The organism is Paraburkholderia sp. BCC1885 (assembly GCF_900996235.1).
Classification (GTDB): Bacteria; Pseudomonadota; Gammaproteobacteria; order Burkholderiales; family Burkholderiaceae; genus Paraburkholderia.
In genome coordinates this window covers 1-26,736 of sequence record NZ_CAAJGM010000099.1, presented here as the reverse complement: position 1 = coordinate 26,736, position 26,736 = coordinate 1, and the positions used below count along the sequence as shown (strand labels likewise).

Genomic DNA, 26,736 nt, shown 5'->3' with positions numbered 1-26,736 from the left:
CGGAAGATTTGCGGTGAACTCTTTTCGACGTCAGAATGCGAACGGCCACGGTCTCCAGGGAGACCGGCGTGAGTAACGTTGCGGTCGTCTCCATCCCGGCACCTACGCCCACGATAGGCCCAGCACCGGCGGCAGCACCCGCTCTGTTCGGCGCACGTATCCTGACCGGACTGGCCGGCGTGCTGCTCGCCGTCGTTATTGCACAGCTCAACGACCACGTAACCGAAGCGGCCATGCCCGACATTCGCGGCGCGCTGGGCGTGAGCCATGACGACGGCACCTGGTTGAGCACGGTGTACCAGATCACCCAGGTCTCGGCGACGATGTTCGCCCCGTGGTGTTCCGGGACGTTCTCGCTGCGGCGTTTCACGATCGGTGCCGTCGCCGTGTTTGCGCTGCTTGGCATCGTGTTCCCGTTTGCGCCGACGCCTGACATGTTGTTGCTGCTGCGTGCGTTTCAGGGACTGGCTGGCGGCTGCCTGCCGCCCATGCTGATGACGGTCGCACTGCGCTTCCTGCCGCCCGGCATCAAGCTCTACGGTCTGGCGGCCTATGCGCTGACGGCCACCTTCGCGCCGAACCTCGGTTCCCCGCTGGCGGCGCTGTGGACCGAATATGTCGGCTGGCGCTTCCTGTTCTGGCAGATCGTCCCGCTTGCCTTCCTGTCGATCAGCATGATCGCGTGGGGACTGCCACAGGACCCGCTGCGTCTGGAGCGTTTCCGCCAGTTCGACTGGCGTGGTGTGCTGCTTGGCTTTCCGGCCATCGGCATGCTCGTGACGGCACTCCAGCAGGGCACCCGGCTTGGGTGGAGCGACTCGCCGCTGATCTGCCTGCTGTTCGTTGCCGGCTCAGTCATGCTCGCGCTCTTTCTCGTCAACGAATGGTTCCATCCGCTGCCGTTCTTCAAGATCCAGCTGCTCGCGCGTCGCAACCTGACCCACGCGCTGATTACGCTCGGCGGTGTCCTGCTCGTGCTGGTCGCCGTTCCTGGCGTTCCCTCAGGCTATCTGGCCGAGGTGCATGGCTATCGGCCACTTCAGCTCGCACCGCTGGCACTCTGTGTGGCGCTGCCGCAGCTTATCGCGTTACCCGCCGTCGCAGCCCTGTGCAACATCCGCCGTGTCGATTGCCGCTGGGTACTGGCGGCAGGATTGGCGCTGATCGCGCTGTCGTGCATGGCCGGCAGTTTCATGACGTCGGACTGGATACGCGAGAACTTCTACGTCTTGCAGATGCTCCAGATCTTCGCGCAGCCGATGGCGGTGATTCCGCTGCTGATGCTGGCCACCAACGGCATGACGCCGATGGAAGGCCCATTTGCCTCAGCCTGGTTCAACACGGTCAAGGGATTTGCAGTCGTCGTCGGTGCCGGGGTGACGGAGGGCATCACGACGATGCGCGAACATTTCCACTCGAATGTGCTGGTGGACCAGTTGGGTAATCGTCCTTACGTCCTGGACATCATCGGGCATCAGTTGGCAAGCCGGCCGGGACTGGATCATCAGGTGATGCTTGCTCTCGTCGGTGAGCATATCCGGGAGCAGGCGCTGGTTCTCGCTTGCGCGGATGTGTTCCGTCTGATGGCAGTGGTGTCGATTGCGCTCATCGTCCTGATCCCCTTCGTTCCCACCCGTATTTATCCGCCACGCGCTGTGGCAGACGGCGTTTCTCGTTAGAGGTTGGCTTTTCCATGTTCGAATTGATACGCAAAAGGAAACGGTACGTTGCGGTAGTCGTTACCGTCGTCGTGCTTGGCGCTGGAGTGGCGTTGGCTGCGACCCACGTCTGGGCGCCGTCAGCTCAGACCACCGATGATGCCTTCGTCAATGCGGATTTCACCATCGTCGCGCCGCGCGTGGCGGGTCAGGTCAGCGTCCTCGCCGTCGAGGACAACCAGATCGTGCACAAGGGGCAATTGCTGGCCCGGATCGACGATCGCGACTATGCCGCCGCGGTGGCCTCCGCCGAAGCGAACGTGTCGATGGCGAGAGCGGCCATCGACAATGTATCGGCGAGCCTCGCCCAGCAGCAGTCCGTAATCGACCAGGCCAGCGCGGCGCTTGCCGCGACCCGTGCGACCTACGCCTTTGCGCGGGCGGATTTCGATCGCTACGCCGATCTCGCGCGACAGGGGGCGGGCAGTGTCCAGAATGCGCAGCAGGCCCGTTCGCGCATCGACTCGGCCCAGGCCGATGTATCGCGCAACGAGGCCAACCTGAAGGCTGCCAGGCAGCAGGTCACTGTGCTGGAAGCTGAGCACGAGCGCGCCGGGGCAACGCTTCAACATGCCCAGGCCATGCTGGATAGTGCACGCCTGAACCTGTCCTGGACGCGCATCGAAGCACCCATTGACGGCGTGGTTGGGCAGCGGTCGATACGGGTCGGCGCCTACGTGACACCGGGCACCCCGCTGCTTGCAATCGTGCCGTTGCGACAGGCCTATGTGACGGCCAACTTCCAGGAGACCCAGTTGACCGACGTACGGCCCGGACAGGCCGCCGACATCCGGGTCGACACCTGGCCTGGCCATGTCCTGCTCGGGACGGTGGACAGTTTTGCTCCTGCCACTGGCGTGACCTTCGCGGCCATTGCGCCGGATAACGCGACCGGCAATTTCACGAAGGTCGTCCAGCGCATTCCAGTCAAGATCGTGCTGCGTTCGGGACAGCCGATGCTCGCCCAGTTGCGGGTGGGGATGTCGGTCGAGGCGAGCATTCATACACAGGGTGGCAAGGTCGCAACAGGAAGCGAGGTCGCTGCGCAATGAGTCCGATGATCTTTCGGATCGCCCTCGTGGCGGGCATGCTCGGTCTGGCCGGATGCGCCGTTGGCCCCGACTTCCAGCGGCCGTCCGCGGCCTTGCCGGATCACTGGCCGGTCAGTGCGTTGCAGGCAGCGAACGGCAGCGATTCCGATAGTCCCGACGCGAACTGGTGGAGGGTCTTCAACGATGCAGAACTGTCCTCGCTGGTCGGGCGGGTGGCGGCGGCCAACCTCGATGTCAAGGGGGCGACGGCCAGATGGATGCAGGTGCGTGCTGCGCAGCGCATGACGGGGGCAGGCGCCGAACCCTCCGTTGAAGCGTCGGCGTCGTACCAGCATGCGCGGTCCAGTCAGAATGGACTGCTGGATATTTCCGGTCTGGATGGGAAGAAAGATTACAACGTCTGGCAACCCGGTCTCGATGCGTCCTGGGAACTCGATCTTTGGGGGCGCGTGCGCCGCGAAATCGAATCCGCTGACGCTTCCGTGGAGGCGAGTGCCGATCTGCGGCGCGGCGTGTTGTTATCCGTGCTCGCCGAAACCGCGCGCGAGTACATACAACTACGGGGCGTCCAGGCTCAGGAGGTCATCATCCAGCAGAACCTGGGCATCGCCCGTCACAGTCTCCGGTTGACGCAGATCCGGTTTGCCGATGGTGTGGCGACGCATCTGGAAACCGCCGAAGCATCCGCCGAGGTCAGCGCGATCGAGGCGCAATTGCCGGCGCTAGAGAACGACCACGTGCGCCTCGTCAATGCGCTCAGTTACCTGTTGGGCGAGCCGCCGCGTGCGCTGGAGACTGAATTGCAGACCATCGCGCCGATTCCGCCCGTGCCACCTGCGGTTCCGGTCGGGCTGCCGTCCGAACTGGCGGAACGTCGCCCGGATATCCGCGAGGCCGAGGCACGCCTGCATGCGGCAACGGCCGATATCGGCGTGGCAGTGGGCGATTTCTACCCGCGCATCACGCTCTCGGCCAACCTGGGCCTCCAGGCCATGCACTTCGGCGATCTGGATGAATGGAGTTCGCGGATGTTCGGTATCGGTCCGGCGCTCAGCGTGCCGATCTTCGAGGGTGGCCGGCTGAAGGGGCAACTGGCATTGCGCAAGGCACAGCAGCAGGAAGCGATGATTAGTTTCCAGCGCACGGTGCTGGGAGCCTGGCATGAGGTGGACGATGCGATGAGCGACTACGGCACGCGCCAGCAACGCCGCGACAGGCTGGCGGCGACCGTCGATCAGGATCGTATCGCGCTGGATAATGCCAACCGCCAATATGTAGCGGGTGCGACGGATTTCCTTCAGGTGCTGACCGTCCAGCGTGACCTGCTGGCCGCACAGCAGGCATTGGTTGCGAGTTCGACGGACGTCTCCGTGTCCCTCATCGGTTTGTACAAAGCACTCGGCGGCGGTTGGGAGACGGCCTTTCCCGTGGCGGTATCCGTGCCTGCAGGCGTTGCCAACACATCTATCGCGCTCCGGAGCGGGCTGTGAGGTTCTCAATCGGTAGCCACCCCTGTTTCGTTTATGGAGTAATTGACTATGCGTCTCGATGCCCAGGCATTCATCATCCACGACGTTACCCGGTTTCCGTTCGTCGTCTTCAACGAAGACGCGGCGCAACCCGGATATGCGAGTCAATGGGAAAAGGAGATGGTCGCCCTCATGGAGAACGGCCAGCCCTTCGTCGTGGTGTATGACCAGCCTCGCACCGAGGAAAGCCACGAGGATCGCAAGCGCCGCGGTATCTGGCTGAAACACAACAAGGCGGCGCTGGGGCGCGTCTGCAAAGCCCTCATCCGTATCGAGCCTGATGAGGAAGCGCGATGCCAGGCGAGGGCGATGTCCGATATGGCTGTTAGAGCTTTTGGTATTCCCCACGAGGTTGCCGCGACGCGCGATGAAGCACTGAGCATCACGCACCGGTTGACCGACGGCAGCATTTGAAGGCCATTGGGACTTGTTTATCGATACCTCTCGACAAACGGTTAGTCGCTCGCGTGTCCTGATCGCAGGTTCCCGATCGCCTAGTCCAAAACAGGGGATCTGGCAGCTTTCCCAAAGCCTGCGGCTAGCGGCGGGAAGTGTGCGCGAAGCCGAGGCTGGCGCGGCAGATGGTGACGTTCGTATGGCCAACATCCAATACTCGCCCAAGGATCGAGCGCCGTGCTTTCCGTGAACGCACACTATCCGGCGGCCCATCCGACAGACTTCCCAAGACCCGTTCGGTTTCTCGGACCAGTTCCCGCATGAGATCAGCGCCCGGCGCGTCGTACCGGTGACGCGGCCTGTCCCGCCGAAGGCGCGATCACATCGCTTCTGCCGCTCGCGATGGCGGGTTGCCGGAGTTGTGCGGCGAACCAGCTCTGTATCGGATATCGCGGAAGAGAGGCTTCATGTGGGCGCATCGCGTCAATGAACTCATTTCGCATTCCTCTCGCCAGTCGGCCACTAAAGGCTTTGCTGAGGACGGTGTCGCCGACACGCGCGCTGAGCATCTTGCGGCGCAGAGGATCGGCGCGGGATTCGTGACAGGCAAGGAAGGCCGTTCCGACCTGGACGGCGCTTGCACCTGACGCCAGTGCTACCGCGATGCCGTGGCCATCGGCAACGTCTCCGGCGGCGATGACCGGTACACTTGTCCGACGCCTGTATGATCGAGTTCCGGCCAACACAAAGCGCCGCAGATTGGAAAATGTTAGCGACGAAGTCCGGACAGACTTCATAATTGTCGGGTACCAGCAGATCAAGGTCCGCCATGAATTACCGCGTCACATACGAACACAGCCTGGCGAGCGAGCCGGACAAGTTCATTGTCCAGGTGCCCTCGCAGTTGGTGGACAACGTATCGGCAAACGTACCGCGTGCGCTTCTGCCCGAATACATTACGGAGCTTATCCTGCAGCGTTCGCCCGAAATCGGCAAGATCCGGCATCTGCGGATTCTCTGAACAGGCCACTGCAGCAGGCGTTGCCGTCGGACGTGATACCAGCGCTTCAGGTAGTCACAAGGATTTTCCGGCCGAAACACCTCATGACGACGTCCGCCCAAAGGCGGCAAACCATCACACCAGATATCAGCGTCCATGAAGAATTCCTCTCCTGTCGCTCTCGTCACCGGTTCGACTTCCGGTATTGGTGCCGCCATCGCCCGACGACTTTCAGCGGAGGGATTTTCAATCGTTCTTCATTCGCGCAGTTCAGTCGAAGCCGGGCAGGCGATGGCCCGCGAACTCGGTTCGGCCGCATACGTGCAAGCCGATCTGGCCCATGATGCGGACAGGGTGAGGCTCGTGCGCGAAGCGATTGCCGTATGGGGCCGACTGGATGTTCTCGTCAACAATGCCGGCATCAGTCGCGTGATCCCGCACGCGGATCTGGCGGCGGCTACGCCTGACGTCTGGCAGGAACTGCACGAAGTCAATGTCATTGCCCCTTTCCGTCTGGTGACAGAGGCGCAGTCCGCGCTTCGCGATGCTGCCCTGCGAGGCAGGCCTGGCTGCGTCGTGAACGTCAGCTCGCACGCGGGCGTGCGCCCGAAGGGCGCGTCGATTCCTTACGCGGCGACCAAGGCCGCATTAAACCATGTGACCCGGTTGCTCGCGGTTACGCTTGCTCCAGATATCCGCGTGAATGCTGTTGCGCCGGGCCTGGTCGATACACCTCTGACGGCGGACTGGACGCAGGCGCGGCAACTCTGGAAGGAGCGCTCGCCCATGCGCCGTGCAGCAAGCCCTGAAGATATTGCCCAGGCCGTTGCGGTGCTCGTCGCGTCGGACTACCTCACGGGCGAAGTGCTGCTCTCGGATGGCGGGTTGAATCTTGTCTAGAAGGCGCCGCCGACATTGACCAACCGGGAGCAATCCGGTAATCCGCGTGACTGGCGCAAGGCGATGTCCAACGCTCACGCCTTCCGATTCGGTCGTAGCGTCGCCGACGCTTCTTTCAGCATGTCGGCGAAGCGGGTTGCAGCACGAGTTCGACCGGCGCCTTTCGGCCATAGCAGACCAAGTTGCCGGGAAAGTTCGGGGTCCGTCAAGCGCACCAGGTGAATGTCTTCGCAGCCGGCCAGAACCCGCTCCGGGACGATGGTTGCGAGATGCCCTGTGGCCGTGACTGCCAGCAGGGACTCGGCCGTATCCATTTCGACGGCGACCTGCAATTTCGCTCCGGCGCTCCTGAACGTTTCCTCGATCAGGTTGCGTGTCGAGAATTGCTGGCCAAGCAGCGCAAGCGGGACTGAATCAAGTGCCTTCCATCGCACACGGCTTTTCTTCGCGAGAGGGTGGTTGACGCTGACGGCCAGGACAAGCCGTTCCGTAAAGAGGTACTCGGATGCGACTTCGTCTCGCGACGCGGGATGGAATGCTATACCAAGATCGAGTGTGCCGAGTGCGAGCTTTTCCTCCAGTTCCGCCGCCAGAAGATCATGGACTGTGATTCTCACTTTTGGATACTGCTGGTTAAAAGACGAGACCGCTTGAGGCAGAAAGGAAAGCGGGAATACCGGAATGGCGCCGAGGGTGAAGGTCCCACCCTCAAGATCATTGAGTTCATGCACGGCCTGTGTTCCCCGCATCGCCTCGTTGAGCGTGCGCGAAGCATAGTCACGGAAAATACGGCCCGCCTGGGTGAGGCGGATACTGCGGCCCACCCGGTCGAACAGCGCAATGCCGAGTTCGTCTTCAAGTTGACGCAGCGCGTGTGACAGGGTGGACTGCGCAACGAACACCTTTTCAGCGGCGCGTGACAGATTGTTCAGCTCGGCAATGGCCAGAAAATAACGAAGATGCCGTAGTTCCATGTCTCTCCCCGCACAGGTTCATGATCTCGCCGCCGCTACTGGCGCCCGACCGTTATCGGAACGTCATCGTGGCAGGCATGAGGGCATCGACGGGTTAGCCGCATGACATCGTCGAGCAATGAAAGTCGGATACGGCGACGCGTGAGGGCCAGCGATTCGATCGATTACATCGAATGAAATGATCAGATTAATTCATTTTTACGATCATAGGTCTGCGCCTATCATCGGTCCGCCAGCCTGATTTTCGTGCTTCGTGGCGCGGCTCGTGTGTACATGCGGATACGTTGGTGTCACATGGTTAATGTGTTTGGCCGAGATCACCTTGCCTGACGGCCTGTACGCCGTCAGATTACCTTCCGGAGCGTCCGATGAGCGATGTCATTCTGCGGCACAATACCTCTGCACAACTCAAAGAACCCTGGGCGAGAGAATTTTCGGAATCGATTGAGATTCCCGCGGGCGCACGAACCATCACCTTAAGCGGTGTAGGCGCATTGCCGTTGAACCCCGATGCGAAGCCGCACACGATCGGCTATTTTGGTAACACGCGGACGCAAACAAGGAGCGTATTGGAGCAGATCAGCGGGATTCTTGAAGCGAAAAGCTACACGCTCGGCGATGTGGTCGCCATGCAGGCGCTTTTCGTTGCTGATCCGGAAAACGATGGTGAACCGGACTTCGACGGTTTCTCAGGTGTTTACCTCGAATACTTCGGTTTAGCGGCGCAACCGAACCTCCCCACCCGAACTCGTGCGCAGGTAGTGCGGCTTGTAGAGCCGGGCTGGCTGGTTGAAGTGACGGTGACGGCCGCAAAGGTGTTCTAGCGGCGCTATGCTATTTTCTTCGCGGAAGCGCCGGCAGCGCCTGATCTCCTGAGCAGGTGCTCTTCGGTTAGGTCGTGATTCGGACGCCGCAGCTTTTTGCCGCCAAGGTTGCCCCGGCTCACCGGGTAAGATGGGCCGGGGCGTCATTCAACGAACCGTTACAGGCCGGTTAGCGCACGCAGCACGTGACCAGCGATGGCGGGGTTTTCCTTAAGCCGGCGCGTGCTGTAGCCGTACCAGTCCCGGCCGTAAGGTACGTAGATCCGCACGTTGAATCCGAGCCCGAGGAGCCTGTCGCGCAACGGCTCGCATACGCCCAGCAACATCTGGAACTCGAACTTCGTGTTGTCGACTCCCATGTCGCGTGCGAGTGCAATGATCTGGTCGACCAGTTGCGTGTCGTGCGTGGCAATGCCGACGAGCGTACCGGTTTCGAGGCAGCGGGAAACATGACTCAGGAAGTGAGTGTTGATCGCGCGTCGGTCATTCCAGGCTCCGTCCACGAGGTGTGACCGGTCCTCCACATGGATGCCTTTGCAGATGCGCAGGGTATTGCGCTCATGCAGCAGCGGTCCGATGTCCTCATAGGTTCGCCGCAGATAGGCCTGCAAGGCCAGACCGACATTGCCATGGCGCGCCGTCACGCTCCTGAACAGGTCGATCTCTTTTTGCGTGCAGGTGACATCTTCCATGTCGATGCAGACGATGGTCTGGTGACGCCCGGCAGAGTCGAGTATGCGGTCGACGAGGCGTTCACACTGCTGGGCGTCGAGCATCAGTCCGAGCGCGGAAGGTTTGATCGAGATGCCGGCTGACAGCCCGTTGGCCTGGATCGCGTCGAGCACGTCGATGTATTCGTCGGCCATGCGGTCGGCCTGTGCCAGCGTCGAGACAGTTTTCCCCAGCACATCCAGCGTCGTGCTGAAGCCAAGGTTGTTGAGCACCCGAACGCGGGTGACGGCATCGGCAAGCGTATCGCCAGCAATGTAGCGGCGCGAGATTTTCCGAATCGCGGCGCGGGGAATATAGGGGATGGCGTGGGCCGCCAGGGTATCGAGCAGTCGCATGTTGGAATCCAGGACGAAAGGCAGTGAGCTTTGGCCCGATGAACAGCAAGTCAGGGGCAAAGCAAAGCTGCCGGCCCGAACATATCGGGGCCGGCATGAGGCAGCGTTGCGACCGCGTGCATGAATGCACGGCGGCAGCACGGCTGCGCACTTTTAGCTATTCGTCGATGGAGGCCAGGCAGCGGCTTGCATCCGGTTTTCCCTGTTATGTGCTGACGGTTGTGCCCGCAGCGTTGATCGATGGGCAAATCATTGTGATCTTTCGCTGGAGCGCGGCGAAGGATACCCCGGATCTGCGTGAATCGGTCTGCTGCCTGTCTTGGAAGCCTATTCCGGAAAACGAAAGCCGGGGTGCTCCCGAGCAGGGTCGGAGACAGAACCCGGATTCCCGGCAATCGACATGGACGAACACCGATGAAATCAGCGTTTCGAGTGCTGTGATTGCGGCGCCTGGTGTTTTCGATGTTTTCCTGTACGGCAAGCGCGTTGCACTGGCAAATGGGAGTGCCGCGGTTGCCCCGCACTCACGTAGCGCGCGGCTGTCTGGTGCTGGCAAGCTATCTGGCGACAGCATGGGTATCGATACGTTTCGACAAACGGTTAATCGGTCGCGACGCCTGATCCCCGGCTCTCGATCGATGCCATGAGTTGATGGGCGAGCAGATGGGCGTGCGGTGCAAGCGCGGCAAAATCACGCGCGCAAAGATGAAGCCGCCGGGAAGCCCAGGTCTCCGACAGCGGCAAAACCACCAGCCGGGAGCGATGCAATTCCACGGCGCAGACTTCGGGCAGGATCGCGATGCCGATGCCCGCCTCAACCAGCCTGCCGACATCCGCTACATTGCGCAACCGGACCCGATAATCCAGATGGTGGCCCAGGCGTGACGCGCGATCGGCAAGATGCGTTTGCAGCGCTGCGTCCGACAGACCGACGAACGATTCATGCACGATGTCCGCGAAAGCCACGGATGATTGGGCGGAGACGCGATGCCCGTTGCTCGCGACCACGACGAGCTGATCTTCTGCGACTAGGTGCGTTTGCAAGGCCGCCAGATCAGCGATGTCCGCGACGATGCCCAGATCGGCGCGTCCTTCCGCGATGGCCAGCACGATCTCCGCGCTGGGCCGTTCATCGAGATCGACCGAGAGATCTGGGTGGGTGGCCAGGAAACGGCAGAGTTGCTCAGGCAGGAAGGCAGCCAGGGCCGCTGTGTTCGACAGCAGGCGGATACGCCCCTTAAGGCCCGACGCGTAGGTCCGCAACTCGCCGCGCATCTGTTCGACCTGACCGAGGATCAGGCGGGCATGACGGACCAGAGCGTCGCCAGCGGCAGTCGTGCGTACGCCACGCCGCGTGCGTTCCAGCAGCGGAGTACCCAGTGCGGACTCCATACCCGAGATACGCTCGCTCGCCGATGCCAGTGCTAGGTGCATCGCCTGCGCTCCCCGTGTAAGGCTGCCGTGTTCCACCGCCATCAGGAACAGCCGCATATCGATCAGATCAAAGCGCGAGGTAGTCATCTTCGGTTTTGGCGAAAGCTGGCATCGGAGATTCCCGATTGTATCGGCGAAGTCCGCGCCGATATGATCCGTTGCATGACACATTTTATTCTGGTTGCGTGCGCGGGATTGCTGGCCGGAGCGATGAATGCGCTGGCCGGTGGCGGTTCGTTCGTCAGTCTTCCCGCCATGATTGCGGCAGGTGTGCCTTCGGTTCAGGCGAATGCTTCGAGTACCGTGGCCTTGTACCCTGGTGGCCTGGCGAGCGCCTGGGCGTACCGGGATGGGCTCGGACCGGTGGGAACTGTTTCACTTCGGCCGCTGCTCGTGATAACGCTTGCTGGCGGAGTTGTCGGCGCCATCCTGCTGTTGCGTACGCCGGCGAAGACATTCGATTTCGTGCTCCCGTGGCTGCTATTGCTGGCCACACTGGCACTGGGCTTCGGGCGGCAGATCGGTGATTGGTTACGCCGTCGCTGGCAGATCAGGGGCTGGGCCGTGCTGACCGTGCAGTTCGGCCTGGGGATCTAGGGCGGTTATTTCGGAGGCGCGGTCGGTATCATGATGATGGCCGTCTGGGGCCTGCTGGACAGCCGTGATCTGAAGCGTCTGGGCGCGCCGCGCACGCTGCTCGTCAGTGCGGCGAACACGATGGCGGTGTTGATCTTCATCATCGCTCATGCGGTGCGTTGGCCCGAAACGCTTGTGATGCTGATTGCCGCCACACTCGGTGGTTATGGCGGCGCGCTGCTCGGTCGCCGCACCTCGGCTGGCGTTATTCGCACCGGCACGTTGTTTCTCACGGGCTGCATCACCGTCGCGTTCTTCGTCCGGGCATATGGCTCTGGCAGGTAGTTTCGCCGGGGCAGTGTTGAAGGCCTGGACGTTGAGAGGGTAAGAGACTTGCGGGTCGCCAGTGCATGATCCCTCGTCTGCCAGTCTTTCTGCCGGGTGCAACTACCGGTTCATGGCGAGGGTCACGCATTCAGGTGCAATTGTTCGGGATCTGGATCTATGTCCGCCAGAGGCGTTCTACCGCCTTGAGAATCGAGTCGCCGCTGGCAGTCAGGGACGCAGGGCGATGTTTGTCTGCAAGGTTCTGCAGCGAAACGAGCTGACGCTCGAGCAGGGCATCGAGATCGGTGCGATCCAGATGAATCTGGTCGGGCGCATTCCTGACCAGCATCAGGGTCGCGAATTCGTGTGGGCTCAGCATGGTTGACCTCCGCGGAATCACAGCATGGCACCACCACATAGGGGTGCCGGTGGTTCAGGGTGAACCCGGCCGGTGACAGGCGGATGACTCCACGAGGCGACACTCTGGCGCAGGTCGGCCGCTATGGCCCGCTGGCTGGACCGGCTGTCTCGCGACCTTCTTCATGTTCTGGCGGACCCGGTCGCATAAGCCGCTGCTACTGCTCGACATCTTCCACTCACGCTGCTTGACGCTCGCGGTGATCTGGTCGATCTGCATGTTCACGGCTCAGGGGCTGGCGCTTGTCGCGCTGTCCTTTCTGCTGCAGCACACGTATCGTTTCGGCGTGCTGCAGGCAGTCTTATGTCGCGGTACGGCCCGACGGAACACGAAATCGATCCGGTCGCCCTCGGCTGAGAACGGCAAGGGACATTCACTTGCACCGTGATGACCTACGTCCCAATGCCTGCTCATGGAAGGACACCGGACCGTCACTGCAAGCGTTTTTCGTCTGGTCTTCGACATAGCGATCGCCGCTGGCTGACTTGAGGAGCGCCTGCCAGATCGGCCGGACGGAACGGCGAACCCAAGCAGGGTTGCAACGCGGAGTGCGGACCGTTTGCGCATTTGGTTGGGGTAGAGGGAGCAGCCGTCCTGATTTGGCGATGTTCGAGCTTCTTTAACGGGCCGATAACTGCAATGGGTTCATGTAGTCACGGAAGTGCGTTACCTGACCGTCGCGCAGAGTGATAAACCAGACGTAACTGAGCTCCCTTAGCGTGTCGTCCGAAACGCGCCGGTGATGCCCAGTAGCCTCGATGATGAGTTCATTTTCGACTTCACGCACACGAACGTCGCTAAGCGAGCCGAAGCGGATGAGCTTCGGAAGTTGGGCCATATAGGCCGCAATCGCTTCGCGACCTTCCAGCTTGTCAACGCGCCCCTCAGGAGCGAACGGAAACTCGTGGACGGCGTCGGCTGCGTAAATTTTCATCCAACCATCGACGTCTCCTGCTCGAAGTGCCTGGATTGCATTCTCAAACCACGCGGGCAAAGTGGACCTCGGGGTCATGTTTTTCTCCGATAGAATTGGTTAATGATCGCGAATACCCAGAATTCCAGCATATCGGACCATCAGTCCGAAATCAACCATGCACGCCGCGGCCGTCCGTCGATTCCTGCCGCCCTTGTGCTTGCCGCTGCCGAAGGACTCTTCGCTGGCGCCGACTTGCCACGGGCAGTCACAATGGACGCCATAGCGGCCGCAGCGGGCGTGGGAAAAGGAACCCTGTTCCGGGCGTTTGGCAGCCGGGAGGGCCTTCTGGATGCACTGTGGGCTGCGAAGCTTGCAGCCCTGCGCGAAGCGGTGGAAGGAGGGGCGCCGCCCCTTGGACCAGGTGGGGCGGCGCGCGAGCGTGCAGTCTCGTTCCTTGATGCGCTGCTCACATTCAAGCTCGAGAATCGCCATCTTATTCGCGCGCGCGAGATAGCTTCCACCGGGATACGACAGTCAGAACATTACAGGTGGATGCATGGGTTGCTGGCGAGCCTGATGAAGGAAGCCGCGAGGGGAGCGGCAGCGGACGTGGCAGGATATTCGGCGCACGTCTTGCTTGGCGCACTGCACATCGACCTCATCGAGGAGATGCTCGCCACAGGACTCTCGAGTAGCGAGATTCGAAGCGCTCAGGCTGCGCTCGCGCGAGCGGTCATCGACGATGCTCGGCAGCCCTAGTGCAAGCAGAGGCTATGGGGATCTCCGTCTCGTATTACTTGCTGTCGCCTCGAAACGCTCTGTTGACCTGCATCCAGACAGGCTGACGGCAGTTAGCGATAGAATATGGGCGACAGCTCATCTTATCCACGCGCAATTTGGATCAAGGGACATGGCGCGCAGACCGCTTACAAATCCCCGCAAGCAGGCCTCGCAGACGCGATCGCGCGTCATGGTCGATGCGCTTGTTGAGGCGACCGCCCGAATCTTGGTCTGCGACGGTTTCGACAAAGCCAGCACCAACCGAATCGCCGATGTGGCGGGCGCGAGCATCGGCTCTCTTTACCAATACTTTCCTTCCAAGGAAGCGCTCGTTGCCGCCGTCATCGACCGGCACAATAGCCAGATCATGCGGCGCGTGCGCACGGCGCTGTCCGACATCGCTGCGCAGCCGATCGAGAGGGCCGTGCGAAGCCTCGTCGCTGTCGCGGTCGACGCCCACCGCATCAACCCCAAGCTGCGTCGCGTGCTTCGGGAGCAGGTTCCGCACATCGGGCGGCTGGAGAATGTGGAAGTGCTCAACCGTGAAGGCTACGCCCTTTTCCGGGGCTATCTCGAAAGCCGCCGCGACGAGCTGCGTGTCAGGGACCTCGATCTGGCGGCATTTATGTGTGCGACATCGATAGAGACGCTGACCCATACGGCCGTCCTTTACCAAACCGAAACGCCGCGGGACGCCGAGGCGCTTGTTGAGGAAACCACACGCTTCATATCCGGATATCTGCAACCGACGCCGGTTTGATGCCGCGATATTCCTGCGGCGTGGTCATGACGGCGCTGTGACCACGCCTTGAGAACGGTCCGCTTCCGGCTTTCGCGCGAGCAAAGAGCGGCAGGGCCAAAGCCACAGCAGATCGCAGCCTAGGCTCTCGACCGTCAAGCCCGCCTGACGAAGTGTCTCCGCATAGCGGGCCGTATGCAGGAGATCGAAGATCGCGATGCGACCGCCCGGCTTCAACACGCGGATGATTTCGCGCAACGCCTGGTCGCGCCCCTCATGCGACGGGATATTGTGGATCACGGTCATCGAGATGACGGCGTCGAATGCCGCGTCGCCAAAGGGCAACCGTGTGATATCCCCGGTGTTGACTTCGACCCGGTCGGCGACGCCTTCCGCAACCGCGTTGGCCCGCGCCGCGTCCGGATTGTTGCCGGAAAGGTGCGCGGCCCAAATATCGATGCCGACGGCCTTGCCCGTGGTGAGTTTCTTGGCGCAACCGATGATGGCCAAACCCAGGCCAGATCCAGCATCAAGTACGCGTTCATTTCCCGAAAGGTTAAGGGCGTCAACCAGGCGGTCGCGTACGCGCATCTTGCCTACAAGGCTGGACCTGAGCATGACGGCCGCCCAAGCAAACAGAAGCGCCGCGAACAAGGCGGTGCCGATACTCCACGGCGCGGGGATCGGACCTGATCCAGGCCATGCGAGATCGATCAGCGCCGGCAATGTCAGCCAGACGCCGAAAACGATGTACGCGCGAACCACTCTCGGTGCGTCGATGCCATATTTTGCCTGCTGTCTCATGCGTTCGATTCTCCCGGTTTTGCGATTGCCGCCTCGTGCTTCTCGATCTCGGCGGGGGCGCATTGTCAATCGGCCCACGGAAACGATATGCGTGATCGTTCACGCTGCATACTCGCGTTTCCGGGCCGCAGTTCCGCCAGCGCGAACGCTTGGCAAATACCGTAAGAAAGCGGCTCAAAAGCGACCGCGCCTGATCGGGAGCGCCGGTGTCGAAGCGGCTACTCGCATTTGGGATGCGGACATCTCGCGGTTGGCCATGTCACCGCGGCTATCCGAGCGTCTTCCGTTGAGTAGAAAGGGGGTGTCTGCAAATTAGCAAGCGAACGGCTGTGTCGGGTCGGCCTGGGCCAGTTGGCGTCGGACCGTGTTATGCCAAAACCGACCGTCGACGTGAAAGTCCAGTTCGTCGCCAATCCGTACCGGCAGTCGCAAAATCTGAATCCCGGGCGGCCATTGAAGAAGCTCTTCGTACAATTCGGTCTGCACAGCGTCCAGCGATAGGCTCCGGCGATTCGAAAGAATCGATATCGTTCCCGGTGACCGTGGGACCGTGTGCCGATCAGACCGTCGAGCCAATCAAGTATTCGCATCCGTCGGATCCGTTACGGCAGAAGATTTCTCATATCCTGACCGACTATCGCGCGCTCATGTTCGCTGAGCGCGGGGGGCGCTGGCAGAAAACATAGCGTACGCTTCAGGGATTGTTTCCGGTGCGAGAGGGTCGTCCGGATAACTGAGGAAGGCCTCAGACCCGCACTGGCTTCGCATTCGTTCCAACCATGCTGTGCGGCATAATGCACCGACCAGTCCAAAGCGAACTTCGGAGAAGTCGATGCTACTGTCTGAACAAAACGTACTCGTGACCGGTGGCGCGCGCGGGCTTGGTGCGGCGATCACCGAAGCGCTCGCACGCGAAGGCGCCGGCGTCATCATCAACTATCGTCGCAGCGAAGCGCAGGCGAAAGCGCTCGTCGATCGGCTTGGGCCGCGCGTGGTGGCGGTCCAGGCCGATATCACCGATGAGGCGTCGGTCGCGCGTCTCTTCGACGAGGCTCGCGCGAAAAGCGGCCGGCCGGTGCATGCCGTGGTGAACAACGCGCTCGCCGATTTCAGCTTCGATGGCGACGCGCGTCCGAAACTCGGCGATATCGAATGGGCGCGCTTTCAGCAGCAGATCGATGGTGCGCTCAAGGGTGCGCTCTACACGATTCAGGCCGCGTTGCCCGCGATGCGCGCCGCCGGTTTCGGCCGCGTCGTGAATGTCGGGACCAATCTGTTCCAGAATCCCGTCGTGCCATATCACGATTACACGGCGGCAAAAGCGGCATTGCTCGCGCTGACGAGGACCGCATCGAACGATCTCGGACCGGATGGCATCACGGTGAACATGGTGTCGGGTGGCCTGCTGCGCACCACCGATGCCAGCAGCGCGACGCCCGAAGCCGTGTTCGATATGGTCGCGGGATTCACGCCGTTGCGTCGCGTCACGGCGCCCGCCGAGTTCGCCGACGCGGTGCTGTTTTTCCTCTCGCCGTGGGCGCGCGCGGTGACGGGTCAGAATCTGGTTGTCGACGGAGGGCTGGTCAAGGGCTGAGACCCACCGATTTCAGCAGTTATCTCAGCGCCGAGTCGGCCAGTGTCCGCTCTGAAGAGGCTCGACTCCCATGACACGTGTCTGCTTCATCAGCATGCGGATCACAGCGCGGCTCATGCGACCGGGTTGGCGCGCGGTGGGCATGTCAGAGACGTTCAGGGACGCCGTCATCGCGTGAGCACAGTGAACTCGTTGCCGCGGCCCTCACTAATCGGAATCGGCTGCGAGAGATAACCGCTCGCGGGGTTGCGGACATAGGCCAGGTACTCGTTGTCGTGATCGAAGGCGTTTTCCGCCAGGACGGGCGTGCCGGTCTTCAAATGCGGCTCAAGCAGTATCAGCACCGGCAGGTACAGGCTGAACGCACCGTCGAGCAAAACCAGATCGATATCATCGCCGACGTCGGCGAGTGTTTCCCGCGCGTCGCCCACCCGGATGTCGACCAGATCGGCGAGCCCCGCGGACTCAAGGTTGGCGCGTGCGCGTGCCGCCTTGCCGGGTTCCAGCTCGGTGCCGATCAGGTGACCGCCGCCCATGTCGCGTAGCGCCGCGGCCAGGTAGATGGTGGACACGCCCATCGACGTGCCGAACTCGACGATTCGCGTTGCCCCGCGTGCGCGTGCGCACTGGTAAAGAAACCGGCCGTACTCCGGCGCCACGTTCAGGAAGTTGTCGACGTAGCCTCGATAGAAACCGCGCACATCACGGCGTTCCTCGGCGAAGTGCTCGGCGAGACTCTCGGCGATCAATTGCTCGGAGTTCTCGGCATTGCTGAACTGCGCCATCAACGCCCGATCGGCCTGCTCCGCTTCCGTGAAGAGCCGTTGCAGGGTTTCGGCAACGCGTCCGGTGCTCAATGAATTCATGATGTCGTGTATTCCGAAGGAGACGGCTACGGGAAATTCCGCTTGCCGCTTTTCGACATGGTAGGGACCGGCGGCCTTGGCAGCATTGGTAAAAATCGCCAGAATATATGGAATTCATGCCAATCATCAGGACGCCGTCCAGGCCGGCCGGCAATCATGCCGATCCTCAGTGAACTTTCATCTCCCGCCGAGTGGGTGGACCCGGATCTGGTACCTCGCCCGGTGGTGACCATCGGTGCCACCGGTGTCGTGATGGACAGCCTCAGTGAGCAGGAGTCGAGCTTCCATCGTCACCACAAGGAAATGGATTTCCATCGTCATCGCAAGGGCGAGCTTCTGTTGGCGCTCCGTGGGGTGCTCACCTGCGAGGTAGAGGGCGGGTTCTGGATCGTGCCGCCGCAAAGCGCGATCTGGGTCCCGGGCGGCGTCCAACACAAGTTCACTGTCGCCGGCACGATCGAATGCTACGTCGTCTTCATCGACCCAAATGTGGCGTCGAATCTCCCCTCGAACTGCTGCGCGCTCTCCACCACGCCGCTGCTGCGCGAGCTGATGATCCGCTCCGCCAGCCTTCCCATGCTCTACGCGGAGGGTGGCATGGAGTCGCATGTGGTCGCGCTGCTTCTGGATGAAATCGCGGTGGCGCCGATCGGCAACCTTCACCTGCCGATGCCGGTCGATGGCCGGCTCCGCAAGATCGTCGAGATGATCATGGATGATCCTGCCGATCGCGGCACGATGCAGACGTGGGCACGACGTGTGGGGTTGAGCGAACGCACGCTGGCGCGCCTTCTTACTCAGGAGACGGGCATGAGCTTTGGCCGCTGGCGTCAGCAGCTCCACCTCATGCTTTCGGTGAAATGGCTGGGGACCGGGTCTTCGGTCCAGCAGGTCGCGGACCGCCTGGGCTATGAGAGCGCGGGCAGCTTCGTGACCATGTTCCGCAAAGCACTCGGCATATCACCGGGTCGCTATATGGCGGAACTGCGCATGCGACCTACCTGATTGAGCCGGTACGGCCTATGCCCTTAGCCACCGGGTGTAGTCGGGTAGCGTCAGCGAGTTGTGCACCTGGCCCGCGTGATCGCCGCGCGAGGTCTCTCCGGACTGCTGCATCGCTGCGAGCGTGCTGTTGCGGGCATCCAGTTCTTCCTGTGTACGTGGCATGAGAAGGCTCCCGCCCTTCTTTGAGGCGAGCGCCTGTTTCGCTTCCATGAACGGCCGTGCTATCCGTTCATAAGAAGCAACGGCGTCGACCGGATCCGCGTGCGCCGCCAGCTCTCCGGCAAGCACATAGGCGCCAACCAGTGCGAGGCTGGAGCCCTGTCCCGACAGGAACGAGGGTGCGTGAGCAGCGTCGCCGACCAGCGCCACACGGCCGGACGACCAGCGCGGCATATGGATCTCACTGACCGTGTCGAAGAAGAGGTCGTCCGCGCGCTGCATGGCTGCGAGCAGACGAGGAACTTGCCAGCCGCCACGACGGAAAATTTCCGCCGTCCGCTGGCGTTGCTCGTCGAAGCTGGCGTGCTCGGTCTGGTTGCCGCATCGGACGGTTACGCGTATCAGGAATATGTGCTGACACCGAAAGGCGAAGCGCTGTTCCCGGTGATTGTGACCTTGCGGCAATGGGGCGAGGCGAACCTGTTCGCACCCCGCGAAAAGCACTCGCAGCTCATTGACCGGGCAAGCGGCAAACTAGTGCCGAAGTTGATATTGCGCAGTGCCGGCGGTGCGACGCCTGCGCCGGCCGGCACGTTCGTGAAGAAGGCGGTAACACGAACCTAGCGGGTAAGAAGCGTAACGCTATCGGTCGGTGAGGGTCGGTAAGGGATCTTGAGCGCGAGAGGCGGCGGGTAGCGTTCGCTGTTCGACTCCGAGCAGTCCCTGATACGTTTGCGGCCACCTCGGGCATTGAATACAGTGAATCTGTTTGCGCGGAGGGTGGCTGCGATCGGGCGTCGCAGGCGGGCACCCAGGGGCACAGCCGAACGCTAACGCATGCACGTACAAGGATGCCAATCTGGCATCGCAGTCATGACAGTGCATGACTGGTTTCTCGGCCTGGATGGATCCACACTATCGGTGTTCGGTGACGAGGAATCCGGCCCCCGGTGTTTCCGCGTCGCCTGTCTATACGGCCAACCGGCTGTGAACGCAAGCCCGGCTGGCGATCGAATTTACGGAGTCTGAATATGGCAGAGAAACCTACCGTTCTCGTAGTCGGCGCATCGCGCGGACTCGGGTTCGCGCTGGCGGAAGAGTATGTACGCCGCGACTGGAACGTCATCGCGACCGTGCGCGGTTCGTCCACGCAATTGGACGAGTTGAAGTCACGCTATCGCGACAACATCGAAATCGAAAGGGGTATCGAGGTTGCCGATGCGCAGAGCGTCAGGACCTTGCGCGAACGCCTGAGTGGTCGCACGCTCGACGTGCTGTTCGTCAACGCCGGTATCGCCCGGTCCATCGAGAAGACGCCATCGACGGCTACAGAGCGGGACTTCCTTGACATGATGCTCGTCAACGCATTCAGCCCGGTGCGATTGATCGAGATGCTTGAGGATGTCGTTGCGGTTGACGGAACGATCGCGGTCATGTCATCGGAGCTCGGGAGTATCGCGAACAACAACGGTTTCTGGGATCTTTACAGCTCCAGCAAGTCGGCACTCAATATGCTCATGAAGTGCTATCTCGGCCACCGGCCGGACAACCGGCGAGCACTGCTGCTCGTGGCACCCGGTTGGGTGCGAACGGAGATGGGTGGGACTGACGCCATGTTCTCGGTTGATGAAAGCATTCCGCTCGTTGTCGACGTGGTTACCCGGAACCAGGGGAAGATGGGGCTGCGTTTTATCGACCGGTTCGATGAAGTGCTGCCCTGGTAATCGAGAGGCTCGTGCAATCCTGGGCCGGAGTCGGTGCCAGCCTGTCACGGCAGCACCGGCGTTTCATCGTGGGTTGCCCACAAGTGACGAAACGAAGTCCAGAAAGGCGCTGGTCTTGGCCGGCATGTGGTTGCGCGAAGGGTACAGGGCATAGAGCGGAAACCTTTCATCGGTCCAGTCGGGAAACAGGTTCACAAGGCGGCCACTTGCGAGCAGATGCTCAGCGCCAAGTTCCATGACCTGAGCAATGCCGTATCCAGCCAGGCAGATCGAGTGCATCGTGCCCACGTCGTTAGTCATCAACTGCCCCTCGGTAGATGGCACGTACCGTTCGCTCCCGCGATGAAATTCCCACTGAAAAGCGCGCCCGGTTTCCGGATTGCGAAAGTCTATCCTCACGTGCGATGAATCGTGCAATGCGTGGGGATTCTCCGGGCGGCCATATTTCTTCAGATACGAGGGTGCGGCGACCGTTAGCACGCGCGTATCGAGGAGCTTGCGCGCAATCAATGACGACGACCTGGGCTCGCCGAAGCGAATCGCGAGATCGAAGCCGTTCGAGACCATGTCCTCCAACTGATCACGTGTGACCAGATCGAGCTTCAGATCGGGATGAGCTTTTAGGAATTCGCCCAGACGTGGTCCGAGGATCAGGTTCGAGAAAAACGGATGCACGTTCACGCGCAGGTGGCCCCGTACGGCCATCCTGCCGCTGACAGCCGACTCGGCGGCCTCCTCAAGCGCGGAAAGTAGCGGCACGACCTGCTCAAAGAGGCGGCGTCCATCATCGGTCAGCGTGACCGAGCGTGAATGACGGTCGAACAGCCGCACGTCGAGTCGTGCTTCGAGCCGTGCGATTGACCGGCTGACCCCGGGCTGCGACATGTTCAGCGCCTCCGCCGCTGCAGCAAAGCTGCCACTGCTGGCAACTGCGGCGAGGACGCTCATGCCATTCAGTGTTCTTTCATCAAAAGCCATCGACGTGCTCCTGCCTGGGTTCGTGCCCGGATGTTAGAAGAGAGTTTGTTTTGTCAGGTATACGCCGAGGGGATGCCCGCCCCGGCCGCCAGGATCCGTCGTGCAGTCCGCTTGTATCGCCGCTTCACCATACACACCCGGCTTCGACTTTCGCGCTAGGCGGGCTGCGCGACAAGAAACTTTGCAATCTCGCCCGCGAGCGCGTGGTTTGCCGCGTCGGGGACGATCAGGCTGAATTCGACGTGAGGCAGCTTTGGCAGGGCGGTGGTGCCACCCAGCGGCACCAGGTCGGCCGGCACGGCCGACGCGTTCAGACAGGAAAATCCCAGTCCCGCGGACAGGGCGGACTGAAGTCCTGCAACGCCGGATGCGGAATGGGCAATGAAGTATTCGACGCCTGCTTCGTTGAGTCTGGCCAGCATGTAGCGTTGCAATGAGCATGTATCGGGAAGCGCGACCAGAGGGAGGGGACGGCGGGATACCCGTGCGAAGGACGGTGCCGCTACCCATAGCAATGGCTCACGGCGAATCATGAAACTGGCGAACGCATTGCGCACCGTCACGCTTTCTTTCCTGACCCGGTCAGCGACACGCATCGAGAGTCCGATGTCGAAATCGCCGGAGCCTGCATCGAGCTCGATGAGCGCACTCTTTCGCACCGAGACGTGAAGGCGCAGTGACGGATATTGATCGCCGAGCTGCTTCAAGACCTTTGCGATATCGTTGGGGCGGAAATAGTCGGTGACGGCGAGGCGAAGGTCACCCGATAGAGAAAGCCCCTGCATATCGCGGTAGGCCACGTCGTTGAGCAGCAGAAGCTTGCGGGCATGGTCGAGCAGGCGAGAACCCGCGGGCGTCAGCGATGCGCCTTTCTTGCCGCGTACGAACAGCACAAGCCCGCACGACTCCTCGAGTTTGCGGATCTGCTCGCTGACAGCCGACTGGGAACGATACAGCTGTACCGCAGCGGCGGAGAGGCTGCCAGTGTCGGCCACGACGGATAGTGTATTCAGGAGTTCGAGATCGAAGCGGCGCATCGCTATCCATTCATATTTCCGATGGATAAGATCATAACTTCCCGCTTTTTAGATGGAAAGGGCGTCGCGATGATGGGGGCTCCATTTGAACAACGAGGATGCGGATATGCCAGGACTCAGGTTGACGGTATCAGGAGACGGGAATACCGGATTGTCGGATCGCCTCGCAGCGGAACTGACTGCGCTTACCTGCTCGGTACTGGGCAAGGAGCCGGTCAAGACGATGGTGCTTGTCCAGTACGTTCCTCGCGAGCAATGGTTCATTGCCGGCAGTTCGCTCGCTGCGCAGGGGAAAAACTCGTTCCGACTGGAAGTGACCATCACGGAAGAGACCAATACGGAAGAGACCAATACGGAAGAGACCAATACGAAGAGCCAAAAGGCGGAATACCACCGACAGGCGTTCGATCTGCTCTCCACGCTAATCGGAAACGTCCACCCTCACTCCAACGTGCATATCATCGATTGTGCGGCGACGAGCTACGGTTACGGTGGCCTGACGCAGGAATATCGTTACCAGCATGAAGGCGGGACGGGCCGGCACGTCGAACGAAGTTCGTCAGGAGATCGAAAATGATTGCGATGCAACACATCCGTCGTAGCGGGCAAGTCTAAGAAGGTAGCCATCGTGGTGTGCATGCGCATTGTGAGCACGAGGTTCAGGAGCAGCGCGTCATGGGGTGCTCACCCGGCGCGCCAGCGAGAGTATCCAGTGAACCAGTGTCTCGTAAGCGTGAGGTGCGCCAGGGCATAGGGCAATGGAGATCCGCACAGGTTGCCACTGACGGTGAGCACGCGCCCCTCCGGGAAAAGCCTGGGCGACGCGTCCGGGCCAGCCCTGATTCAGTTCTTGATCCAGCCGAACGCATCGACCCGTGTTACCAGTTGAGCCAGTGCTACCGCGGCTGCAATCTTGCCGGGCATTGGCAGGTCGAGAATGTGGCAGCGCTGACTGGTCGACGTGTTGACGATGGACGCTGCGCCGTATTGGGCCGCGACAACGGGCTCGGGGTCAAGCGAGCCATTGACCGCCAGGCTAAAGAGGCTCGCATGACGGGCTTGCTGTTGCGCCTGCACCTGCAATTCGGGGAAGAGATGCTCTGGCAGTGTCGCCTGTATTGTTCCCGGTTCGAACCGGGGCGTCTGGGCGATGGTACCTCCGGGCACTGGAACGACTGCACCGATCCCGACATCGACGGCGCCTGCGGCGATAATGACCCAGATGCCTGCGTACGCCACGTGGATGCAAATCCGCGTGCGTGGACTTGGCTGCAGTACATGTGGCTGACCGTCATTGCCGTCGGCCAGTTCGATGGCGTCCGGAGGGCATCCGAGCATTCCGGAGAGAACCCGGCGTACCGCTGCACGACCCACCAGGTAACGCTTCGCGAGGGCGGAGTTGGGATAGTGTCTTATCCGGTCACGTTCCGCGCGAGAGATCCAGGCTTGTGCGTCCTCGCGCGAAATGGATTGCCATTCGGCGCGAAAACGCCACAGCACCGCATTGCCCGACGTCGGTATCTTCTGGGAGGAGGAAGAGTCGAAGGCAATCGGGTGGGGTATGAAGTCGATTCCGGGTGTCTCGTAAATCGGGTGGCGTTTTGCGCGGCTAGAGGGATGAAGTTTGTATCCCGACGGGTAGGTGATTGCTTTGCGGAGCATCCAGCTTCCTCAGTGCATGTAAGTAACGTCACGATCGCGCACGCGTATTTCGAGGCCGGCCTCAAGCAGATCGATGGCTAGCCAGCGCAGGAGCTTTACAACTCCGCTGACGGCTGGCTGCGGTAGCCATTCACCGAGCAGCCGGACGGCCGCCTGGCTGCGGGTGATCTGCAGCAGGGCGATGGTCTGGAGCAGTAGCGCCTCGTCACCGGCCATGCCGGTTGCGCATCGGCAGCGCAGGTCGAGCGGTCGCAGCGACACCGTCGCCAGTGAGCGCATCACCAGGTCGAAGTGCTCGATGCCATCCGGTCGCAACCCTGTCTTGTGGAGGATCTCACGCCAGTCCCGCTGCCCACGCCGGCCATCGCAGCGCGGACGCAACCACGTGCGGATGGCCGTCAATACCGTCAGTTCGGGTCCGTCAGGTCGTTCAAGCAGTTGTTCGTCGAACGATTCAACGAATTCGGCCCGCTGGGGATGTGGATTCATGACGTTTCCTCGTTGGCGCGGCAGCCTCTGCATCACGTTGGCGCTCGCATTGCTTGCCGGGAGCTCGTGTATTCGCGATTACACGGACGACCGGCCGAGCCATTCACGGACGTGATTGGAGCGCGGTGGCCGCAGAGGCGAGCGCTCATGGGATTTCGGCGATCCGACGAAGAGGAAACCCAGAATCCGGTCTGACGGATCAAAATCGAGGGCAACCTGCAACTGAGGGTCGTATGCGTCTGCCCCGGTGGCCCAGAAACCGCCGTAGCCGAGCGCATGGATCGCGTTGAGCATGTTCATGGCCGCCGCACCGACGGACAGGATCTGCTCGGATTCGGGAATGCCGGTTCCCGAGGAAATGGCAGCGCCCAGCACGATGATCAGCGGTGCCGCATAGGCTTTTTCCCGCCGATGCTCGTGGGCGGACCGGGGCTCGTCCGGTGCGCGTGCAGCCGCGATATCGACGAGCACTTCGCCAAGCTCGGCCCGCGCTTCACCACGGATGAAGGCGAACCGCCAGGGGAACAGGCGGCCGTGATCGGGTGCGCGTACCGCGGCGTCGAATATCAGGTCCAGCTCCGCGTCACTGGGACCGGGCTCGACAAGTGGCCAGTATGACTGGCGCGAGAGCAGGGTGTCGAAGACGGCGCGACGATCTTCCGGGGACAGTGCACCCTGTGCATCCGGTGACGCGGTCTGAGTGGTCGAAGACGTATCCATGAACTCATCCGATGAAATTGGTCACAGAGGATGATGATCAAAAATTCCGCGTTTTGCAAATGATTCTCATTTATTTTTGCATTGCGGACAGTCATCTCCTATCCTGGTGCGAATGATTATCTGGCCGCGGGTGCGGCTCGCGGAGAGAGAGCAAAATGGCGCAGCAGGTGGGGCAACTGGATTCGAACGGGCGTTGGCCTGCGGACGTGGCGGTGTGGCATGTCGCCATGCCGCCGGCCGGTACCTGTGTGAACGGGGCCGTGCTCGATGGAGACGAACGGGAGCGTGCTTTGCGCTATCGACGGCCCGCGGATCGGACGCGCTACGCGGTTACCCGGGCCGTGCTACGCGAGCTGCTCGGCCAGCGGCTAGGCACCGAGCCTGCATCGTTGCGCTTCGCTACGTCGGGCCATGGCCGGCCCGAGCTGTTCGGGATACCGGGCATATCATTCAATGTCTCGCATTCCGGTGACCACGGGTTGATCGCGATCTCACAGGCGAGAGCGGTTGGAATCGATGTTGAATACATCGACCCTTCGCTTGACTGGCGTAAGCGGCTCGGCTGGGCCGTGTCCTCACGCGCGCGCGAGTGAGGCATGATGGTGATGGCGTGTTGAAGTCCGTGTAGATCAAGGGAGATCGTGTCCACGATCGGCGATCGTGGGCACGATCCATCCAAATCTATCCAGATCTACCCGGTTGAGAGTGTGGGCGGGGTGAGGGGTTTCAGTTTGTCAGCCACATTCCAAGGCAGCAATTCGTCGATGCGAGAGATCTTGTGATCAGCGATGTGGGTCAGGACGTATTCCAGGTAGGCACGCGGGTTGATTGCGTTGAGCTTGCACGTCCCGATCAAGCTATACATCGCGGCGGCCCGCTCGCCCCCGCTGTCGGAGCCGACGAACAGATAATTTTTGCGTCCAAGCGCGACACAGCGCAAGGCGTTTTCGGCAAGCACATTGCTTATCTCGGCCCGACCGTCTTCACAGTAGAACGTGAGGGCTGCCCAGTGGTTCAGCGAGTAGTTGATCGCCTTGGCGAGCGCGGA

General features: G+C 61.4%; 32 protein-coding genes and 1 pseudogene. 18 read left to right on the top strand and 15 right to left on the bottom strand.

The genetic code is table 11. The features are described from left to right. Positions 1-68: 68 nt before the first annotated feature. The 4 genes from FQ755_RS07805 (at position 69) to FQ755_RS07790 (ending at position 4,713) form a co-directional block, all read left to right on the top strand. The gene (locus FQ755_RS07805; protein WP_260858405.1) at positions 69-1,679 is read left to right on the top strand and encodes an MFS transporter; all 1,611 of its coding nucleotides are present in this window, start codon (positions 69-71) and stop codon (positions 1,677-1,679) included. An 86-nt stretch (positions 1,680-1,765) separates the two neighbouring features. Further along, positions 1,766-2,770: an HlyD family secretion protein gene (locus FQ755_RS07800; protein WP_260858426.1), complete on the top strand. Its 1,005-nt coding sequence runs from the start codon at positions 1,766-1,768 to the stop codon at positions 2,768-2,770. A 5-nt stretch (positions 2,771-2,775) separates the two neighbouring features. After that, entirely contained in the window at positions 2,776-4,260 is a 1,485-nt protein-coding gene (locus FQ755_RS07795) for an efflux transporter outer membrane subunit (protein WP_260858404.1), read from the top strand. Between the two features lie 48 nt (positions 4,261-4,308). Next, positions 4,309-4,713 (top strand): hypothetical protein, encoded by a 405-nt coding sequence (locus tag FQ755_RS07790; RefSeq protein WP_144152795.1) that lies wholly within the window; start codon positions 4,309-4,311, stop codon positions 4,711-4,713. 308 nt (positions 4,714-5,021) lie between these two features. Here FQ755_RS07790 and FQ755_RS38635 read toward each other — a convergent pair whose 3' ends face one another. Then, positions 5,022-5,492, bottom strand: coding sequence for an NAD(P)H-dependent flavin oxidoreductase (locus FQ755_RS38635; protein WP_409937250.1), 471 nt, complete (start codon positions 5,490-5,492; stop codon positions 5,022-5,024). 32 nt (positions 5,493-5,524) lie between these two features. Between FQ755_RS38635 and FQ755_RS07780 the strand changes: the two genes are divergently transcribed. Together FQ755_RS07780 and FQ755_RS07775 are read left to right on the top strand one after the other, a co-directional pair. After that, positions 5,525-5,716, top strand: coding sequence for a hypothetical protein (locus FQ755_RS07780; protein ID WP_144152791.1), 192 nt, complete (start codon positions 5,525-5,527; stop codon positions 5,714-5,716). Between the two features lie 135 nt (positions 5,717-5,851). Continuing rightward, positions 5,852-6,595: an SDR family NAD(P)-dependent oxidoreductase gene (locus FQ755_RS07775; protein WP_144152789.1), complete on the top strand. Its 744-nt coding sequence runs from the start codon at positions 5,852-5,854 to the stop codon at positions 6,593-6,595. A 74-nt stretch (positions 6,596-6,669) separates the two neighbouring features. On the opposite strand, the gene FQ755_RS07770 is transcribed toward FQ755_RS07775, so the two are convergent. Beyond that, positions 6,670-7,569, bottom strand: a complete 900-nt coding sequence (locus FQ755_RS07770; protein ID WP_144152787.1) for a LysR substrate-binding domain-containing protein — start codon at positions 7,567-7,569, stop codon at positions 6,670-6,672. Between the two features lie 368 nt (positions 7,570-7,937). On the opposite strand from FQ755_RS07770, the gene FQ755_RS07765 reads away from it, so the two are divergent. Further along, positions 7,938-8,393: a RidA family protein gene (locus FQ755_RS07765; RefSeq protein ID WP_144152785.1), complete on the top strand. Its 456-nt coding sequence runs from the start codon at positions 7,938-7,940 to the stop codon at positions 8,391-8,393. A 158-nt stretch (positions 8,394-8,551) separates the two neighbouring features. Here FQ755_RS07765 and FQ755_RS07760 read toward each other — a convergent pair whose 3' ends face one another. Further along, positions 8,552-9,460 carry a proline dehydrogenase family protein gene (locus tag FQ755_RS07760; protein ID WP_144152783.1) on the bottom strand — a complete coding sequence of 303 codons (909 nt, stop codon included), beginning with the start codon at positions 9,458-9,460 and terminating at the stop codon, positions 8,552-8,554. Between the two features lie 38 nt (positions 9,461-9,498). On the opposite strand from FQ755_RS07760, the gene FQ755_RS07755 reads away from it, so the two are divergent. Continuing rightward, entirely contained in the window at positions 9,499-10,107 is a 609-nt protein-coding gene (locus FQ755_RS07755; protein WP_144152781.1) for a hypothetical protein, read from the top strand. Here the strand turns inward: FQ755_RS07755 and FQ755_RS07750 are convergent. Beyond that, positions 10,061-10,981: a LysR substrate-binding domain-containing protein gene (locus tag FQ755_RS07750; RefSeq protein ID WP_144152779.1), complete on the bottom strand. Its 921-nt coding sequence runs from the start codon at positions 10,979-10,981 to the stop codon at positions 10,061-10,063. The genes FQ755_RS07755 and FQ755_RS07750 overlap by 47 nt on opposite strands. A 75-nt stretch (positions 10,982-11,056) precedes the next feature. Here FQ755_RS07750 and FQ755_RS07745 point away from each other — a divergent pair. Next, positions 11,057-11,815 (top strand): annotated as a pseudogene (locus FQ755_RS07745) (sulfite exporter TauE/SafE family protein). A 157-nt stretch (positions 11,816-11,972) separates the two neighbouring features. Here FQ755_RS07745 and FQ755_RS07740 read toward each other — a convergent pair. Then, positions 11,973-12,176: a hypothetical protein gene (locus tag FQ755_RS07740; protein ID WP_144152777.1), complete on the bottom strand. Its 204-nt coding sequence runs from the start codon at positions 12,174-12,176 to the stop codon at positions 11,973-11,975. Positions 12,177-12,834: 658 nt separating this feature from the next. Further along, positions 12,835-13,227, bottom strand: a complete 393-nt coding sequence (locus FQ755_RS07735) for a nuclear transport factor 2 family protein (protein ID WP_144152775.1) — start codon at positions 13,225-13,227, stop codon at positions 12,835-12,837. Between the two features lie 24 nt (positions 13,228-13,251). Between FQ755_RS07735 and FQ755_RS07730 the strand changes: the two genes are divergently transcribed. Further along, entirely contained in the window at positions 13,252-13,890 is a 639-nt protein-coding gene (locus FQ755_RS07730; protein WP_144152773.1) for a TetR/AcrR family transcriptional regulator, read from the top strand. 211 nt (positions 13,891-14,101) lie between these two features. Beyond that, complete coding sequence (locus FQ755_RS07725) at positions 14,102-14,671, top strand: TetR/AcrR family transcriptional regulator (RefSeq protein ID WP_260858401.1); 570 nt, start codon at positions 14,102-14,104, stop codon at positions 14,669-14,671. Between the two features lie 24 nt (positions 14,672-14,695). Here FQ755_RS07725 and FQ755_RS07720 read toward each other — a convergent pair whose 3' ends face one another. After that, the gene (locus tag FQ755_RS07720; RefSeq protein ID WP_186308444.1) at positions 14,696-15,454 is read right to left on the bottom strand and encodes a class I SAM-dependent methyltransferase; all 759 of its coding nucleotides are present in this window, start codon (positions 15,452-15,454) and stop codon (positions 14,696-14,698) included. A 369-nt stretch (positions 15,455-15,823) separates the two neighbouring features. On the opposite strand from FQ755_RS07720, the gene FQ755_RS38020 reads away from it, so the two are divergent. Both FQ755_RS38020 and FQ755_RS07715 read left to right on the top strand, forming a co-directional pair. After that, a complete protein-coding gene (locus tag FQ755_RS38020) occupies positions 15,824-15,955 on the top strand; it encodes a hypothetical protein (protein ID WP_260858399.1) in 132 nt (43 codons plus the stop codon). Between the two features lie 331 nt (positions 15,956-16,286). Beyond that, positions 16,287-17,048 carry a 3-oxoacyl-ACP reductase gene (locus FQ755_RS07715; protein ID WP_144152767.1) on the top strand — a complete coding sequence of 254 codons (762 nt, stop codon included), beginning with the start codon at positions 16,287-16,289 and terminating at the stop codon, positions 17,046-17,048. A 167-nt stretch (positions 17,049-17,215) separates the two neighbouring features. Here FQ755_RS07715 and FQ755_RS07710 read toward each other — a convergent pair whose 3' ends face one another. Then, on the bottom strand, positions 17,216-17,914 hold the full coding sequence (locus FQ755_RS07710; protein WP_144152765.1) for an O-methyltransferase: 699 nt from the start codon (positions 17,912-17,914) through the stop codon (positions 17,216-17,218). A gap of 156 nt (positions 17,915-18,070) precedes the next feature. Here FQ755_RS07710 and FQ755_RS07705 point away from each other — a divergent pair, with 156 nt between their 5' ends. Then, positions 18,071-18,919 (top strand): AraC family transcriptional regulator, encoded by an 849-nt coding sequence (locus FQ755_RS07705; protein ID WP_144152763.1) that lies wholly within the window; start codon positions 18,071-18,073, stop codon positions 18,917-18,919. Positions 18,920-18,934: 15 nt separating this feature from the next. Here the strand turns inward: FQ755_RS07705 and FQ755_RS07700 are convergent, their stop codons facing one another. After that, positions 18,935-19,312 carry an FAD-dependent monooxygenase gene (locus FQ755_RS07700; RefSeq protein WP_222105722.1) on the bottom strand — a complete coding sequence of 126 codons (378 nt, stop codon included), beginning with the start codon at positions 19,310-19,312 and terminating at the stop codon, positions 18,935-18,937. Between FQ755_RS07700 and FQ755_RS07695 the strand changes: the two genes are divergently transcribed. After that, positions 19,313-19,702, top strand: a complete 390-nt coding sequence (locus tag FQ755_RS07695; protein WP_144152759.1) for a winged helix-turn-helix transcriptional regulator — start codon at positions 19,313-19,315, stop codon at positions 19,700-19,702. It begins immediately after the preceding gene. 407 nt (positions 19,703-20,109) lie between these two features. After that, on the top strand, positions 20,110-20,802 hold the full coding sequence (locus tag FQ755_RS07690) for an SDR family NAD(P)-dependent oxidoreductase (RefSeq protein ID WP_144152757.1): 693 nt from the start codon (positions 20,110-20,112) through the stop codon (positions 20,800-20,802). 63 nt (positions 20,803-20,865) lie between these two features. Here the strand turns inward: FQ755_RS07690 and FQ755_RS07685 are convergent, their stop codons facing one another. Then, a complete protein-coding gene (locus FQ755_RS07685) occupies positions 20,866-21,780 on the bottom strand; it encodes a LysR family transcriptional regulator (protein ID WP_144152755.1) in 915 nt (304 codons plus the stop codon). Between the two features lie 155 nt (positions 21,781-21,935). Further along, positions 21,936-22,817, bottom strand: coding sequence for a LysR family transcriptional regulator (locus FQ755_RS07680; protein ID WP_186308443.1), 882 nt, complete (start codon positions 22,815-22,817; stop codon positions 21,936-21,938). An 85-nt stretch (positions 22,818-22,902) separates the two neighbouring features. On the opposite strand from FQ755_RS07680, the gene FQ755_RS07675 reads away from it, so the two are divergent. After that, on the top strand, positions 22,903-23,394 hold the full coding sequence (locus FQ755_RS07675; protein ID WP_313957433.1) for a 4-oxalocrotonate tautomerase family protein: 492 nt from the start codon (positions 22,903-22,905) through the stop codon (positions 23,392-23,394). A gap of 266 nt (positions 23,395-23,660) precedes the next feature. Here the strand turns inward: FQ755_RS07675 and FQ755_RS07670 are convergent, their stop codons facing one another. The 3 genes from FQ755_RS07670 to FQ755_RS07660 form a co-directional block, all read right to left on the bottom strand. After that, complete coding sequence (locus tag FQ755_RS07670) at positions 23,661-24,479, bottom strand: 4'-phosphopantetheinyl transferase family protein (RefSeq protein WP_144152751.1); 819 nt, start codon at positions 24,477-24,479, stop codon at positions 23,661-23,663. A gap of 9 nt (positions 24,480-24,488) precedes the next feature. After that, positions 24,489-24,968 (bottom strand): hypothetical protein, encoded by a 480-nt coding sequence (locus tag FQ755_RS07665; RefSeq protein WP_144152748.1) that lies wholly within the window; start codon positions 24,966-24,968, stop codon positions 24,489-24,491. A 78-nt stretch (positions 24,969-25,046) separates the two neighbouring features. Next, positions 25,047-25,688 carry a nitroreductase gene (locus FQ755_RS07660; RefSeq protein WP_144152746.1) on the bottom strand — a complete coding sequence of 214 codons (642 nt, stop codon included), beginning with the start codon at positions 25,686-25,688 and terminating at the stop codon, positions 25,047-25,049. A gap of 155 nt (positions 25,689-25,843) precedes the next feature. On the opposite strand from FQ755_RS07660, the gene FQ755_RS07655 reads away from it, so the two are divergent. Beyond that, entirely contained in the window at positions 25,844-26,281 is a 438-nt protein-coding gene (locus FQ755_RS07655; RefSeq protein WP_144152744.1) for a 4'-phosphopantetheinyl transferase family protein, read from the top strand. A 98-nt stretch (positions 26,282-26,379) separates the two neighbouring features. Here the strand turns inward: FQ755_RS07655 and FQ755_RS07650 are convergent. Next, positions 26,380-26,736 (bottom strand): transposase domain-containing protein (locus tag FQ755_RS07650; RefSeq protein ID WP_144152742.1); only part of this gene is annotated, 357 nt, incomplete at its 5' end.